Raw genomic sequence first — 14,872 nt, 5'->3', positions numbered from 1 at the left:
CCAAAATCAGGTCGAGGAGACAGCATGACAGAAGCATTCGATCCGCGCGCCCTCGCAGCCAGGCTTTACAGTCTGCGCCAAGCCGGCATACAGGAGGCGACCAGCGCCTTTCTGCCGCCAGCTGACCTCCATCAGGCGATGGAAGCCCAGCATTTCCTCGCCGCGGCCGATGGCATTTCCAGCAATGCATGGAAGGTGACGGTCTCGCCGCAAGGCCAGGCCGTCAGCGGTCCGCTGCATCCCTATGCCGAATCGGTCTTCGGTGCTGATATCCCCTGGTATCCCGGCTTGAAATTCGAAACCGAAATTGCTGTTCGCCTCGGCAATGACCTGCCGATCCGCACGGGTAAGCCGTACAGCCGCGCCGAAGTGGTCAAGGCGATCTCCACTGTCCATCTCGGCGCCGAACTGCTGCTCAGCGCGGTCAGGGAAAGCGGCAGCGTTTCCTTCCTGCTCTTTGCCGCCGACCGCCTCGGCAACAGCGGCTATGTGCTCGGTCCGAAGCTCGACAACAGCCTTGTCGATACCGCCGGCGGCACGCCGCTCAAGGTCACCCATGCCGGCCGCACCATCTATGACGGTCCGGCCCAGCATCCGAAGGGCGACGTTCTCACCTGGCTGGTCGACTACGCCAATGACGACTTGCGTCCGGAAACATCGCTGAAGGCAGGCGCGCTGATCACGACGGGCACGTTGAGCGGCGCCATCGAACTGTCTGAACCCGGCGAGATCGACATCCTCTTCGGCGACGCCAGGCTGAGTTTTTCGGTGTCGAAGACCTGATTGACGTCATTTCTGCCTGCGGCCTCGACAATGCCCGCGCTCCCGCTTTCTTGCTCAGCGGAAAAAGGTAAGTTGACAATCATAGTTTAGTTTTGCAGGAACCGGGTGTGAAGGGAGGGCTTGCCTCCCGAACCTGCAGTGCCGAACCTGGAGCAGACCATGCCTTCGTCCTTCCTTGCCCTGTCCGGAATCACCTATGCCATCGGGCCGAAGTCGATCCTCTCGGGCGTCGACCTGACCCTCGAAAAGGGCCGCATCTACGGTCTGGTGGGGCCGAACGGGTCCGGCAAGAGCACGCTTTTGAAGATCCTCGCCCGCCAGATCGCGCCGCAATCCGGCGCCATCGCCTTCGACGACAAGCCGGCGGCTGACTGGGGTGCCCGCGAGTTTGCCCGGCACGTCGCGTATATGCCGCAATTCACCCCGGCGGCCGACGGGATGACCGTGCGCGAACTGGTGGCGCTCGGCCGTTTTCCCTGGCACGGTACGCTCGGGCGCTTCACCGCAACGGACCGCAGCAAGGTCGAGGAGGCGATCGCCCGCACCGGTCTTGAGGATTTTGCCGATCGCCTCGTTGCCAACATGTCCGGCGGCGAGCGCCAGCGCGCCTGGATCGCCATGATGCTCGTCCAGGATGCCAGCTGCCTGCTACTCGACGAACCGACATCGGCGCTTGACCTCGCCCATCAGGCGAGCGTTCTCTCCCTGGTACAGGATCTCAGCCACGAACGCGGGCTGACCGTCGCCATCGTGCTGCACGATATCAACCTCGCCGCCCGCTACTGCGACGCGATCGTCGCGCTCAGCCGCGGCCGGATCACGGCCGAAGGCACGCCCGCCGAGATCATGCAGGCCGACACGCTGCACTCGATTTTCGGCGTCGGCATGGGCGTCTTCCCGCACCCGGTTCGAAGGGAACCGGTCAGCTATCTCTTGTAGGCCGTCGCCTACACCTTCTCGCGGAACATCTCGATGATGGCGGAAAAATCCCTGCCGCCGTTGCCCTGCTTTTCGAAGAGCGCATAAAGTTGCGCGGCCTCCGCGCCCATCGGCGTTGAAGCGCCGCTCGCGAGCGCCGCCTCCTGCGAGAGCTTGAGATCCTTCAGCATCAAGGCTGCGGCAAAACCTGGCTTGTAACCATTGTTGGCAGGCGAGGTCGGCACCGGCCCGGGAACCGGGCAATAGGTGTTGATCGACCAGCACTGGCCTGATGAGGTCGAGGCGACGTCGAACAGCGCCTGATGCGAGAGGCCGAGTTTCTCGGCCAGCACGAAGGCTTCGCAGACGCCGACCATCGAGATGCCGAGGATCATGTTGTTGCAGATCTTCGCCGCCTGACCAGCGCCCGCCTCGCCGCAATGGACGATCTTCTTGCCCATGGCTTCGAGGATCGGCTTCGCCCGGGCGAAGGCTTCCGGGGAGCCGCCGGCCATGAAGGTCAGCGTTCCCGCGCTCGCGCCGCCCGTGCCGCCCGAGACGGGTGCATCAAGCGACAGGCAGCCTGCTGCGTTGGCCATCTCATGCGCCTTGCGGCTGCTCTCGACATCGATGGTCGAGCAATCGATGACAAGTGTTCCCTGCGCGGTAGTCTGCAGGATATCGGTCCACGCCGTCAGCACATGCCGGCCCTGCGGCAGCATCGTGATGACGATCTCCGCGTCCTTGACTGCCTGGCTGGCATGGCTCGCCGGTTTGACGCCGCTCGCCTCGGCCGCCTTCAGCACGGAGGCGGCGAGATCGAAGCCGAGAACCTCGTGACCCGATTTGACGAGATTGGCCGCCATCGGCCCGCCCATGTTGCCGAGCCCGATGAATGCGATCCTTGCCATGGTCTTCTCCTATCGATTGTCTTCGAGGATCATCGCCGCCGCCTTTTCGGCGATCATGATCGTCGGCGAATTGGTGTTGCCCGAGGTGATCGACGGCATCACCGAGGCGTCGGCGATCCTGAGCTTGCCGAGCGCCCTGAGTTTCAGCCTGGGATCGACGACGCTCTCCCTGTCGGCGCCCATACGGCAGGTGCCGACGGGATGAAAGATCGTCGTGCCGATATCGCCGGCCGCCCGCTCCAGATCGGCCTCGGTCTGATAGCTCGGCCCCGGCTTGAACTCTTCCGGCCGGAACCTCGCGAAGGATGGCTGCGCGACGATCCTGCGTGTCAACCGTATCGAACGGACAGCTATGTCACGATCGCGCTGCGTCGAGAGGTATTTCGGGCTGATCGTCGGCTGTGCGGCAAAATCCGGGCTCGACAGGTGCACCGAACCGCGGCTTTCCGGCCTCAGATTGCAGACGCTCGCGGTGATCGCCGGGAAAGGATGGACGGGGTCGCCGAATTTTTCGAGCGAGACCGGCTGCACGTGATATTGCAGGTCGGGCGTCTCCCGGTCCGGCCCCGAGCGGGTGAAGATGCCGAGCTGGCTCGGCGCCATCGCCATCGGCCCGGAGCGGCGGACGAGATATTCGAGCCCAATCGCCGCCTTGCCGATCAGCTTCGTCGCCTTTTCGTTCAGCGTCGGAACGCCGGTCACCTTATAGGCCAGACGCAGCTGCAGATGATCCTGCAGGTTCTCGCCGACACTCTTGATCTCGGTGACGACATCGATGCCCACCCGCTGCAGCACCTCGCCCCTGCCGATGCCGGAGAGTTCCAGAATATGCGGCGAGCCGATCGAACCGGCCGAAAGGATGGTTTCCTTGCCCGCATAGGCGCGCTTCGCCACGCCCTGGTGCTGGAATTCGACCCCGGCGACGGCCCCCTCCTCCACCAGCAGGCGCCGCACCTGCGCCTTGGTAAGCACCGTCAGGTTGGAGCGCTTGCGCGCCGGGCGCAGGAAGGCTTTCGACGTGTTCCAGCGTATGCCCGAGCGCTGGTTGACGTCGAAATAGCCGGAACCTTCATTGCTGCCGCGGTTGAAATCTTCCGTCTCGGGGATGCCGGCTTCTCTCGCCGCCTGCTGGAAGGCGTCAAGCACGGCCCAGCGCACCCGCGCCTTCTCGATGCGCCATTCGCCGCCGACCCCATGCATCTCGTCTTCGCCGCGATAAAAATCCTCGGACTTGCGGAAGAAGGGCAGAACATCGTCCCAGCCCCAGCCGCTGCAGCCCATCTGCCGCCAGAGGTCGTAATCGCGCGCCTGACCGCGCATATAGATCATGCCGTTGATCGAGGAGCAGCCGCCGAGTACCTTGCCGCGGGGATAGCTCAGCGCCCGGCCGTTCAGCCCCGCTTCCGGCGCCGTGGTGAAGCACCAGTCGGTACGCGGATTGTTGATGCAATAGAGATAGCCGACTGGGATATGGATCCAGTGGTAGTTGTCGCTGCCGCCGGCTTCCAATAGCAGCACGCGGCTCCTGCCGTCGGCGGATAGACGATTGGCGAGTACGCAGCCGGCACTGCCTGCCCCGATGATTATGTAGTCGTAACGATCCATGTGCGCCCTGCACGAAAATCCAGATGCTTGGCCGCCCGCCTCTGCCCACGCTGCGAAAGAGGGAGACGGCCGCCCGTTAGCGGCGATAGACGAAGCCCAGCTTCCGCCCGAGCCGCGAGGCATAGAATTCGCCGATGATGCCGCGGCGGAAGATCAGCACGCAGACCATGAAGACGACGCCGGTGATGATCGTCACCGGAAATTCCGAGGTCGCGAGGTAGTTTTCCAGCGCCACCACCAACCCCGCGCCAAAAAGCGGGCCGATCAGCGTGCCGATGCCGCCGAGCAGCGTCATCAGGATCACCTCGCCCGACATCTGCCAGGCGACGTCGGTGAGCGTCGCGAACTGGAAGACGATCGATTTGACCGCGCCGGCCAGCCCCGCAAGCGCTGCCGACATGACGAAGGCGCCGAGCTTGTAGCGCGTCACGGAATAACCGAGCGAGATCGCCCTTTGCTCGTTTTCGCGGATCGATTTCAGGATCATGCCGAAAGGCGAATTGATGAAACGCCAGATGATCAGGATGCCGACGAGGAAGACGGCCAGCACGAAATAATACATGTTGGTCGAGTTGTTCAGATCGATGAAGCCGAAGAGGTGGCCACGCGGCACCGACTGGATGCCATCCTCGCCTTCGGTAAACTTGGCCTGCAGGCAGAAGAAGAAGAACATCTGCGACAGCGCCAGCGTGATCATCGCGAAATAGATGCCCTGGCGGCGGATCGCGAAGAAACCCATGACCAAGCCGAGAAAGGCCGCCCCCGCCACGCCGATCAGGATGCCGAGTTCCGGCGGCAGGCCCCATGCCTTCACCGTATAGGCGGTGAAATAGGCGGCACCGCCGAAGAAGGTGGCATGGCCGAAGGAAAGCAGACCGGTATAGCCGAGCAGCAGGTTGAAGGCACAGGCAAACAGCGCGAAGCAGAGCAGCTTCATCAGGAAGATCGGATAGAAGAAGAACGGCGCGAGCAGCAGAAGCAGCAGTCCGACAAGCAGGAAGCCCGCCTGCACCGATAGAGCGGTTCGACTTTTTTCCGTTCGGATGGTTTCGGTGATGTCAGTCATGTCAGGCATCCCGGCCGAAGAGGCCCGCGGGCCTGATGAGAAGCACGATCGCCATGATGACGAAGATCACGATGTTGGAAGCCTCGGGATAGAAGACCTTGGTCAGGCCCTCGGCGATGCCGAGCACATAACCGGTGAAGATCGCACCCATGATCGATCCCATGCCGCCGACGACGACCACGGCGAAGACGACGATGATCATGTTCGAGCCCATCAGCGGCGAGACCTGGTAGATCGGCGCCGCCAGCACACCGGCAAAGGCGGCAAGGCCGGCGCCGAGCGCGTAGGTCAGCGTCAGCAGTACCGGCACGTTGACGCCGAAGACCTGGACCAGCACGGCGTTTTCGGTCGCAGCCCTGAGATAGGCCCCGAGCTTGGTCTTCTCGATCAGCAGCCATGTGCCGAGGCAGACGACGAGCGAGACGACGACCACCCAGCCGCGATAGATCGGCAGGAACATGAAGCCGAGATTGGCCCCGCCGGCAAGCGCTGCCGGCGTCGCATAGGGCTGGCCGGAAGAACCGTAGAGATAGCGGAAGGTGCCTTCGACGGCGAGCGCCAGGCCGAAGGTAAAGAGCAGGCCGTAGAGTGGATCGAGATCGTAGAGCCGGCGCAGGAACAGCCGCTCGATGACGGCACCGGCAAGCCCGACGATAACAGGCGCCAGGATCAGCGACGGCCAGTAGCCGATGCCGGCATAGGTGAGCAGCAGATAGGCGACAAAAGCGCCGAGCATATATTGGGCGCCATGGGCGAAGTTGATCACCCGGAGCAGGCCGAAAATGATGGCGAGGCCGAGGCTGAGCAGCGCATAGAACGAACCGTTGATCAGGCCGATCAAGAGCTGGCCGAGCAGCGCCTGCAGGGGAATGCCGAAGATCATCGTCATCTGGTCACACTCCCAGAACCTTGTGCAGCGTATCCATGCGCTGCGGCAGTTCGCCGACCGGGAATTCCGACACCATCTGCCCATGATCCATCAGATAGAAGCGATCGGCAATACGGCTGGCGAAGCGGAAATTCTGTTCGACGAGCAGGATCGTCATGCCGCGCTCCTTGAGCTTCTTCAGTACCTCGCCGATGCGCTGGACGATGACCGGAGCAAGCCCTTCCGTCGGTTCGTCGAGAATGAGCAGCCGCACACCGGTGCGCAGAACCCGGGCGATCGCCAGCATCTGCTGCTCGCCGCCTGAAAGTTTGGTACCCGGGCTGCCGCGGCGCTCGTAGAGATTGGGAAAGAGTTCGTAGATCTCGTCGAGCGTCATGCCGCCCGCCGCCACGACAGGCGGCAGCAGCAGGTTTTCCGAGACGGTGAGCGTCGAAAAGATGCCGCGCTCCTCCGGCACGAATCCGATGCCCCGGTGCGCCGTCTTGTGCAGCGGCACATGCATCATGTCGCTGCCGGCAAAGCTGATCCTGCCCTTGCGAGCGCGCACGATGCCGGTGATGGTGCGCAGCGTCGTCGTCTTGCCGACGCCGTTGCGGCCGAGAATGGTGATCGTCTCGCCCTCGCCGACATGCATGTCGACGCCGTGCAATATGTGGCTTTCGCCGTACCAGGCGTTGAGGCCCTGGACCTCGAGGAGAGCGGTCATCAGTGCTCCTCCGTGCCCATGTAGGCCTCGCGGACGCGCTCATCCTGGCTGACGGTGGCATAGTCGCCCTCGGCAAGGATCTCGCCGCGCTGCAGCACGGTGACGTGCTGGCAGATATTGGCGACGACGGAGAGGTTGTGCTCGACCATCAGCACCGCCCGGTCGCGGGCGACGTCACGGATGATCGCGGAGACGACGCCGACATCCTCATGCCCCATACCGGCCATCGGCTCGTCGAGCAGCAACACTTTCGGGTCGAGCGCCAGCGTCGTGGCGATCTCCAGCACGCGCTTGCGGCCATAGGAAAGATCGGCGGCGAAATGGTCGCGCTCCTTGGAAAGGCCGACGCTCGCAAGCAGTTGCTCGGCGCGTTCGTTCAGCCGCTCGAGCGCCGAGAGCGGCCGCCAGAATTGCGTCGACAGATGGTTCGGCCGCTGCAGCGCCACGCGCACATTGTCGAGCACGCTTAAGTGCGGAAAGACCGCCGATATCTGGAAGGAGCGCACCAGCCCCATGCGCGCCACCCTGTCGGGCGGGGTCCCGGTGATGTCGGTGCCCATCAGCGTGATCGTGCCAGCCGTCGGCTGCAGGAACTTCGTCAGCAGGTTGAAGACCGTCGTCTTGCCGGCGCCGTTGGGGCCAATCAACGCATGCACGCTGGCGTCATGCACGTCGAGATCGACATTCTTGACGGCCGTGAAGCCGCCGAAATCGCGGCGCAGGCCGCGGGCGGACAATACCACCCGCGGCTTTACCTGAGTTTCACTCGCGGAAACCGCCATCGTGCCTACTTCACCAGATCGCAGCCGCTCTTGGCGGGATCGATATAGGCGTCCTTGCCGGGAATGGTGGCGAGAACGTTGAAGTAATCCCACGGCTCCTTGCTTTCGGAAGGTTTCTTGACCTGCAGCAGATACATGTCGTGGATCATGCGGCCGTTGGGGCCGACCGTGCCGCCGCGGCCGAAGACGTCGTCGACAGGCATTTCATGCAACTGCTTGGCGACGGCTTCCGTCTCGTCGGTGCCGGCTTTCTGCACCGCCTTCAGATATTGCGTCACCGCCGAATAGGTGCCGGTATGGATCATGTTCGGCATCTTGCCGGTGCGGTCGAAGAACTTCTTGGCGAAGGCGCGGCTTTCGTCGTCGCGGTTCCAATAGTAGCCCTCCGTCAGCGTCAGGCCCTGCGCTGCCTCGAGACCGAGACCATGGACTTCGGCGAGCGTGAAGAGCAGCGCCGCCAGATGCTGGCCGCCCTGGGTGATGCCGAATTCGGCCGCCTGCTTGATGGCGTTCGAGGTATCGAGGCCGGCGTTGGCGAGGCCGATCACCTTGGCGCCGGACGATTGCGCCTGTAGCAGGAAGGAGGAGAAGTCCTGGGTTGATAGCGGATGGCGGACGGCGCCGACGACGGTGCCGCCGCTTGCCTTGACATATTCGCTGGTCTGCTGCTCCAGCGAATAACCGAAAGCATAGTCGGCGGTCAGGAAGAACCAGCTGTCGCCGCCCTGCTTGACGAGGGCGCCGCCGGTGCCGACAGCGAGCGCGTGGGTGTCGTAGGCCCAATGGAAGCCGTAGGGCGAGCAGGCCTTGCCGGTGAGATCCGTCGTCGCCGCACCGGTGACGATGTCGATCTTCTTCTTTTCCTTGCCGATCGCCTGCACGGCAAGCGCCACCGAGGAGGTCGTCAGTTCCATGATCGCATCCACCTGCTCGGTGTCGTACCATTGCCGGGCAATGTTTGAGGCGATATCCGGCTTGTTCTGGTGATCGGCATCGACGATCTCGACCGGCACATCCAGCACCTTGCCGCCGAAATCCTCGACGGCCATCTTGGCGGCCTCGACGGAAGACTTGCCGCCGAAGTCGGCATAAACGCCCGACTGGTCGTTCAGGATGCCGATCTTGACCTTGCCGTCGGTCGCGCTCTGCGCGAGCACGGCAGTGCTGCTCGCAAGCAGAAATGCAACTGATGCAATGAGATTCTTACGCATATTCTCTCCTCCCAGAGATGAGCCAGATTGCGGGTCTGTTCAGATTTGGCCGGTCGCACTCCTCAGAACGACCGCCCCTCGTCCTACGATCATGGAAATTCTCGCCTGAAGCAACGGGTGGTTTACAACTAATTCCAAACAGTATCTGTTCATTTTTGCACAGACAGAAAGCTGCACAATTTCCATCCCAACCTCAGGGAGCGCCAGGAATCAGCGCTCAGCGCTAGAACTAGGGCAGTTTCTGCAGTTGTGCAGGCATGTGCCATCAGCCGAATGAACAATCCTACTTTGTCCCTTCATCCCACAGGCGCATTTCGGCACGTTCAGGCTGCTGTTACTTCCACTGCGTCCCGTTGTCGGCACCGCAGCCATAGGGAGGCAAGACGCCGCTAAAGGTTTCTTTCAGCTTGGCACAGCCCCAGGCATTGATCGGGCTTGGCATAGCCGAGTTGAGCGTGATGCCGACTTCGTCATAGGGACTTTCAGTGTTGGAGACGTAGCGATACCAACGAAAACCGATAACAACAACGAATGCGAGAGCGACCGTCAGCAGCAGGCGAGCCAATTTCTTCATCAATATTCCCTCAAAATTTCAAACGCGGCCGTGTAGCATTACTCAGAGAGACTGAAAGCGCCGCCGCCGAAGCATCAACGGATTTATCGCCGGCGCCTCCCCGGCCTCATCGAGCTCCAGGGCTTTCGCCGAACACGCAGCCTCCGATTGCCGATAGATTGGAAACAAAACTCAAACAAAACAATGAATTGTATCAATCTTTAAAGATCATGCTATTCGTTGCTGGTTGTTGAACGGAGGGAATGGCGATGACGAACTCACCGCAGTTTACCTGGGACGATCTGCAGTTTTTTCTAGCCGTCGCCCGTACCGGACAGCTCTCGACGGCGGCCCGGCAGTTGCGCTCCAGCCACGCCACCGTTTCTCGGCGTATCGACCGGCTGGAATTTGCCCTCAAGGTCAAGCTCTTCGAACGCAATCCGCGTGGCTACGTGTTGACCGCCATGGGCACGCGTTTCATCGAGACGGCCGAGCGGATGGAGCAGGAGACCGAGCGGCTGCGCACCGACCTTGCCGATGGCTCGATGGCGCAGCGCGGCCTCGTGCGCCTCAGCGCGCCTGAGGGTTTTGCCAATTTCTTCTTCGCCACCGTGTTGCCGCGCTTTGCAGCCCAGCATCCGCATCTTTCGCTCGAGCTGGTGACCATCCAGCAGATCATGTCGCTGTCGCGCAAGGAGGCCGATCTTTCAGTTGTGCTCGACGAGCCGAAAGGCGGGCCTTATTACGCTGAAAAGCTGACCGATTATCACTTGCAGATCTACGGCTCGCGCGACTATCTGGCAAAGGCGCCTGCCATCACCTGCCGCGAAGATCTGCTTCAGCATCCTTTCGTCAGCTATATCGAGGAAATGATTTTCGCGCCGGGGCTGGATTATCTCAGCGATGTGCATCCGCGCATCAAACCGCAGTTCCAGAGCTCCAGCATTTTCGCGCAGCTCACCGCCACCCGAAACGGCCTCGGCCTCTGCATCCTGCCCTATTTCTTCGCCAGCCGTTATCCCGAGCTCGTGCGCGTGCTGCCCGAGGAGATCGACCTCAAGCGCCATTACTGGATTACCTGCCATCGCGATCTGAAACAGGCGCCGCGTGTGCGGGCGGTCATCGACTTTCTGCGCGAGGCCGTGCGCGGCGAAGATGCGCGCTTCGTGCCGCCCTATATCGCCGCCGCCAGTTCCGCGCGCCGGTCGGAATCCGAAAGCTGATTACTTGAGAAACTCGGCCCGGTGCGGCGTGAAGGTATCGATCAGCCGGCCCTTTTCCAGTGCCTTGACGCCATGGACGAGATTGGGCGGCACGATGAAGCTGCCGCCCTGCCGCAGCACTTCGGTGCGGCCATCGATCGTCACCTCGAAGCTGCCTTCGGCGACATAGCTTGCCTGGATGTGCGGATGCGAATGGGCAGCACCCACGGCGCCGCTTTCGAACGCCACTTCTACCATCATCATCTCGGGCAGATAGGTCATGACGCGCCTGGTGACGCCAGGCTCCGGATTGATCCAATCGGCCCCCTCGCCCGATACGAACAGATCGCTTGACGACATTTCCGCCTCCTCATTCCAGAATCGACCGCGGGCAAAGTGGATCATGGCGTCGCGTTTGAAAAGATGGCCGCCCCTGTCTTTTCGATAGGGACGCCTTGTTGTTGACGCGCTCGGCTGGCGGGTCTATGCGACCTTGAGCGAGGCAAGGCTGAATGAGGAGACGCTGCCATGCAGCATACGCGCGAAGTTTTCGACTGGTCCGACCCATTCCGCCTGGTGGAGCAGCTGACCAACGAGGAGCGCATGGTGCAGGATTCCGCCCATGCCTATGCGCAGCAAAAGCTCGCTCCCCGTGTTCTCGACGCCTTTCGCAATGAAAAGACCGATCCCGCCATCTTCCGAGAAATGGGCGAACTCGGCCTGCTCGGCCCGACGATATCCCCCGACTATGGCGGCGCCGGCCTCGGTTACGTCTCCTACGGCCTGATTGCCCGCGAGGTCGAACGGGTCGACAGCGGCTATCGCTCGATGATGAGCGTGCAGTCCTCGCTTGTCATGGTGCCGATCGAAACCTTCGGGTCCGAGGCGCAGAAGCTGAAATACCTGCCCAAACTTGCGACCGGCGAATGGATTGGCTGCTTCGGCCTGACCGAGCCCGACCATGGCTCCGACCCAGGCTCGATGGCGACACGCGCCAGGAAGGTCGACGGCGGCTATAGCCTGACCGGCTCGAAGACCTGGATCTCGAATGCACCGATCGCCGATGTCTTCGTCGTCTGGGCAAAGACCGAGGATGGCCTCATCCGCGGCTTCATACTCGAAAAGGGTTGGAAGGGGCTTTCGGCCCCCGCCATCCACGGCAAAGTGGGCTTGCGCGCCTCGATCACTGGCGAAGTGGTGATGGACGGGGTCTTCGTGCCGGAAGAAAATCTTCTGCCCGGCGTCACCGGTCTCAAGGGACCGTTCACCTGCCTCAACTCGGCCCGCTTCGGCATTGCCTGGGGCGCACTTGGTGCCGCCGAGGATTGTTATGCCAGGGCACGGCAATATACGCTGGAGCGCAAGCAGTTCGGCCGGCCGCTCGCCGCCAACCAGCTGATCCAGAAGAAGCTCGCCGACATGGCGGCGGAGATCGCGCTCGGCCTTCAGGGCTGCCTGCGGCTCGGCCGAATGAAGGAGGAAGGCCATCCGCCGGTGGAGCTGACCTCGATCCTCAAGCGCAACAGTTGCGGCAAGGCGCTTGATATGGCGCGCGCGGCCCGCGACATGCTCGGCGGCAACGGCATCTCCGACGAATTCGGCATCGCCCGCCATCTCGTCAACCTCGAAGTGGTCAACACCTATGAGGGCACGCACGACATCCATGCGTTGATCATCGGCCGGGCGATCACCGGCATCGCCGCCTTTGCAAATTGAGTTGCAGAGCCCGGCCAGACCTGGCGAATTGCCACGCGCCTGACAATGTGAGACCTTCCCTGGCTGCGGCATAAGGCCGGCAATGAGGGGATCACGCATGTTTCTGCTTCTTGCATTGCTGATCGGCGTTATCTCGGGCCTTCGCGCCATGACTGCGCCCGCTGCCGTCGCCTGGGGTGCGGCGCTCGGCTGGTTCGACGTATCGCAGACGCCGCTTGCCTTCATGGGCTACCGGTGGACGCCGTGGATTTTCACCGTTCTCGCCGTCGTTGAACTCGTCACCGACCAGCTGCCATCGACGCCGTCGCGCAAGGTGCCGATGCAGTTCGGCGCCCGCATCGTCACTGGAGCACTTGCCGGCGCCACGATCGGCGCAGCCAGTAGCCTGCTTTTCGGCGGGCTGATCGCCGGCGTGATCGGCGCCGTCATCGGCACCTATGGCGGCGCCGCGCTGCGCGCCAGGCTTGCCGCCGCCTTCGGCAAGGATCCGCCGGCCGCCCTCATCGAGGATGCCGTTGCCATTGTCGCTGCCGTGTTGATCGTGGGAGCCGTGTCATGAAAAGCTTCGACGCCATCGTTATCGGCGCTGGCCAGGCCGGCCCGTTCCTCGCCGCCCGCATAGTCGAAAAGGGCATGAAGGTAGCGCTCGTCGAGCGCAAGTTCCTCGGCGGCACCTGCGTCAATGCCGGCTGCATGCCAACGAAGACTCTCGTCGCCAGCGCCCGCGCCGCCCATGTCGCAAGAAGCGGCGCCGCCTACGGCGTCAATATCCCCGGGGAAATCGCTATCGACATGAAAGTGGTGAGAGCCCGGGCGGAAACGGTGACGATGAACGCCCGCAACGGCCTGATCGGCTGGTTTGACAGCATGGATGGCATGAGCGTGATCTACGGTCATGCCCGCTTCGAGGATGCGAAGACCGTCCGCGTCAACGGCGAGACCCTGACGGCGCCGCGCATCTTCCTCAATGTCGGCGCGCGACCTGTCATCCCCGAGCTGCCCGGCATCGATGACATCGACTACCTCACCAGCACCTCGATCATTCATCTCGACACGCTGCCGCGGCATCTGGCGGTGATCGGCGGCAGCTATATCGGGCTGGAATTCGCCCAGATGTATCGCCGCTTCGGCGCCGAAGTCAGTGTCATCGAGCACGGCCCGAAGCTCGCTTCGCGCGAGGACGAAGATATATCGGACGCGATCGCCGATATACTGCGCTCCGAAGGCATCACAGTCCACACCGACGCCGGCAACATCGCTTTCGCGCGAAATGGCAGCGGAATTGGCGTTGCCGTCGGCGCGGCGAAGATCGATGCGAGCCATGTGCTGATCGCCACCGGCCGCAAACCGAATACCGACGACCTCGGCCTCGAGGCCGCCGGCGTGGCGACGGACAAGCGCGGCTATATCACCGTCGACGACAAGCTTGCCACCAATGTCGAGGGCATCTTTGCGCTCGGCGACTGCAATGGCCGCGGCGCCTTCACCCATACTTCCTACAATGATTTCGAAATCGCCGCCGCCAACCTGCTCGACGGCGACGACCGCAGGGTCTCGAGCCGCATCCCGGCCTATGCGCTCTACATCGACCCGCCGCTCGGTCGCGTCGGCATGACGGAGAAGCAGGCGCGTGCCTCCGGCCGCAGGATCATGGTCTCGACCCGGCCGATGAGCCGCGTCGGCCGGGCCAATGAACGCGGCGAGACCAAGGGCTTCATGAAGGTGATTGCCGATGCCGACACCAAAGAGATCCTCGGCGCGGCGATCCTCGGCATCGAAGGCGACGAAGTGATCCATGGCCTGATCGATGCAATGAATGCGGGAACCACCTATCCCGCGCTGAAATGGTCGGTGCCGATCCACCCGACGGTGTCGGAGCTGATTCCGACGCTGCTTGGGGATTTGAAGCCGGTTTAGCCGTGACCTGACCTCGGGAAGAGCTGGAGGCGCGCATGCCTATCGAAGCGCTGATCGAAAACTACGGCCTGCTGGCGATTTTCCTGGGTGCAGCCTTCGAAGGCGAGACGGCCGCCTTCCTCGGCGGCGTGATTGCCCATCGCGAACTGCTCACCTATTGGTCGGCGTCGCTGGCGGCCACCGCGGGCTCTTTCGCCGGTGACCAACTCTGGTTCTTCGCCGGCCGTTATGCCGCGCAATGGAGCGTCGTGCGCCGGCTGATGGAAAGACCCGCGCTCGCTCGCGCAACCGGGCTTCTGGAGAAATATCAGACCGGCTTCATTGTGGCGTTCCGTTTTCTCGTCGGATTGCGCACCATCAGCCCGATCGTCATCGGCACGACCCGGATCTCGACCGGCAAATTCATCGTCCTGAATGCGGTAGCCGCGTTAGTGTGGGGGCAGCTTTTCACAGCGCTCGGCTATCTGTTCGGCCACGGCATCCAGCAGACACTCGGCCGCCTGCCCCTTCACCGGCACCTGCTGATCGCCATCGCAGCCGCCGCTGTCGTGGCAGTGGCGGCTCTACTCTTTCGCAGGATGAAATCAAGCGGCAGCCATCCGTAAGAGCGCTG

Annotated in this window: 16 protein-coding genes; 7 read left to right on the top strand and 9 right to left on the bottom strand. The window is 62.6% G+C overall.

Features of this window, described 5'->3' with window-relative positions; translation table 11 throughout:
- Positions 1-24: 24 nt before the first annotated feature.
- Together HJC04_RS04990 and HJC04_RS04985 are read left to right on the top strand one after the other, a co-directional pair.
- Positions 25-783 (top strand): fumarylacetoacetate hydrolase family protein, encoded by a 759-nt coding sequence (locus HJC04_RS04990; RefSeq protein WP_221145046.1) that lies wholly within the window; start codon positions 25-27, stop codon positions 781-783.
- A 159-nt stretch (positions 784-942) separates the two neighbouring features.
- Positions 943-1,722, top strand: coding sequence for an ABC transporter ATP-binding protein (locus tag HJC04_RS04985; RefSeq protein ID WP_221124028.1), 780 nt, complete (start codon positions 943-945; stop codon positions 1,720-1,722).
- Between the two features lie 8 nt (positions 1,723-1,730).
- On the opposite strand, the gene mmsB is transcribed toward HJC04_RS04985, so the two are convergent.
- The 8 genes from mmsB to HJC04_RS04945 form a co-directional block, all read right to left on the bottom strand.
- Positions 1,731-2,612 (bottom strand): 3-hydroxyisobutyrate dehydrogenase, encoded by an 882-nt coding sequence (gene mmsB, locus HJC04_RS04980; protein WP_221124027.1) that lies wholly within the window; start codon positions 2,610-2,612, stop codon positions 1,731-1,733.
- 9 nt (positions 2,613-2,621) lie between these two features.
- Positions 2,622-4,217 (bottom strand): GMC family oxidoreductase, encoded by a 1,596-nt coding sequence (locus HJC04_RS04975; protein ID WP_221124026.1) that lies wholly within the window; start codon positions 4,215-4,217, stop codon positions 2,622-2,624.
- Between the two features lie 76 nt (positions 4,218-4,293).
- A complete protein-coding gene (locus tag HJC04_RS04970; RefSeq protein ID WP_210632303.1) occupies positions 4,294-5,283 on the bottom strand; it encodes a branched-chain amino acid ABC transporter permease in 990 nt (329 codons plus the stop codon).
- 1 nt (position 5,284) lies between these two features.
- Positions 5,285-6,172 carry a branched-chain amino acid ABC transporter permease gene (locus HJC04_RS04965; protein WP_221145044.1) on the bottom strand — a complete coding sequence of 296 codons (888 nt, stop codon included), beginning with the start codon at positions 6,170-6,172 and terminating at the stop codon, positions 5,285-5,287.
- 4 nt (positions 6,173-6,176) lie between these two features.
- Positions 6,177-6,878, bottom strand: coding sequence for an ABC transporter ATP-binding protein (locus HJC04_RS04960; protein WP_221124025.1), 702 nt, complete (start codon positions 6,876-6,878; stop codon positions 6,177-6,179).
- Entirely contained in the window at positions 6,878-7,660 is a 783-nt protein-coding gene (locus tag HJC04_RS04955; RefSeq protein ID WP_210632301.1) for an ABC transporter ATP-binding protein, read from the bottom strand. The genes HJC04_RS04960 and HJC04_RS04955 overlap by 1 nt, the downstream gene beginning before the upstream one ends.
- Positions 7,661-7,665: 5 nt before the next feature.
- Complete coding sequence (locus tag HJC04_RS04950; RefSeq protein WP_221145042.1) at positions 7,666-8,871, bottom strand: ABC transporter substrate-binding protein; 1,206 nt, start codon at positions 8,869-8,871, stop codon at positions 7,666-7,668.
- A gap of 334 nt (positions 8,872-9,205) precedes the next feature.
- Positions 9,206-9,445, bottom strand: a complete 240-nt coding sequence (locus HJC04_RS04945) for a hypothetical protein (protein WP_210632299.1) — start codon at positions 9,443-9,445, stop codon at positions 9,206-9,208.
- A 248-nt stretch (positions 9,446-9,693) separates the two neighbouring features.
- Here HJC04_RS04945 and HJC04_RS04940 point away from each other — a divergent pair, with 248 nt between their 5' ends.
- On the top strand, positions 9,694-10,647 hold the full coding sequence (locus HJC04_RS04940) for a LysR family transcriptional regulator (RefSeq protein WP_210632298.1): 954 nt from the start codon (positions 9,694-9,696) through the stop codon (positions 10,645-10,647).
- Here HJC04_RS04940 and HJC04_RS04935 read toward each other — a convergent pair whose 3' ends face one another.
- A complete protein-coding gene (locus HJC04_RS04935; protein ID WP_210632297.1) occupies positions 10,648-10,986 on the bottom strand; it encodes a cupin domain-containing protein in 339 nt (112 codons plus the stop codon).
- Positions 10,987-11,154: 168 nt separating this feature from the next.
- On the opposite strand from HJC04_RS04935, the gene HJC04_RS04930 reads away from it, so the two are divergent.
- From HJC04_RS04930 to HJC04_RS04915, 4 genes are all read left to right on the top strand, one after another.
- On the top strand, positions 11,155-12,342 hold the full coding sequence (locus tag HJC04_RS04930) for an acyl-CoA dehydrogenase (protein WP_210632296.1): 1,188 nt from the start codon (positions 11,155-11,157) through the stop codon (positions 12,340-12,342).
- 97 nt (positions 12,343-12,439) lie between these two features.
- Positions 12,440-12,901, top strand: coding sequence for a DUF4126 family protein (locus HJC04_RS04925; RefSeq protein WP_221145040.1), 462 nt, complete (start codon positions 12,440-12,442; stop codon positions 12,899-12,901).
- Positions 12,898-14,259 (top strand): FAD-containing oxidoreductase, encoded by a 1,362-nt coding sequence (locus HJC04_RS04920; protein WP_210632294.1) that lies wholly within the window; start codon positions 12,898-12,900, stop codon positions 14,257-14,259. The genes HJC04_RS04925 and HJC04_RS04920 overlap by 4 nt, the downstream gene beginning before the upstream one ends.
- A 35-nt stretch (positions 14,260-14,294) precedes the next feature.
- Positions 14,295-14,864: a DedA family protein gene (locus HJC04_RS04915; protein WP_221145038.1), complete on the top strand. Its 570-nt coding sequence runs from the start codon at positions 14,295-14,297 to the stop codon at positions 14,862-14,864.
- Positions 14,865-14,872 lie beyond the last annotated feature (8 nt).

The organism is Rhizobium sp. NLR8a (assembly GCF_019685235.1).
In the GTDB taxonomy this organism is placed as follows: Bacteria; Pseudomonadota; Alphaproteobacteria; order Rhizobiales; family Rhizobiaceae; genus Rhizobium.
The sequence above is the reverse complement of the archived record's forward strand: the minus strand, read 5'-3'. Positions and strand labels throughout refer to the sequence as shown.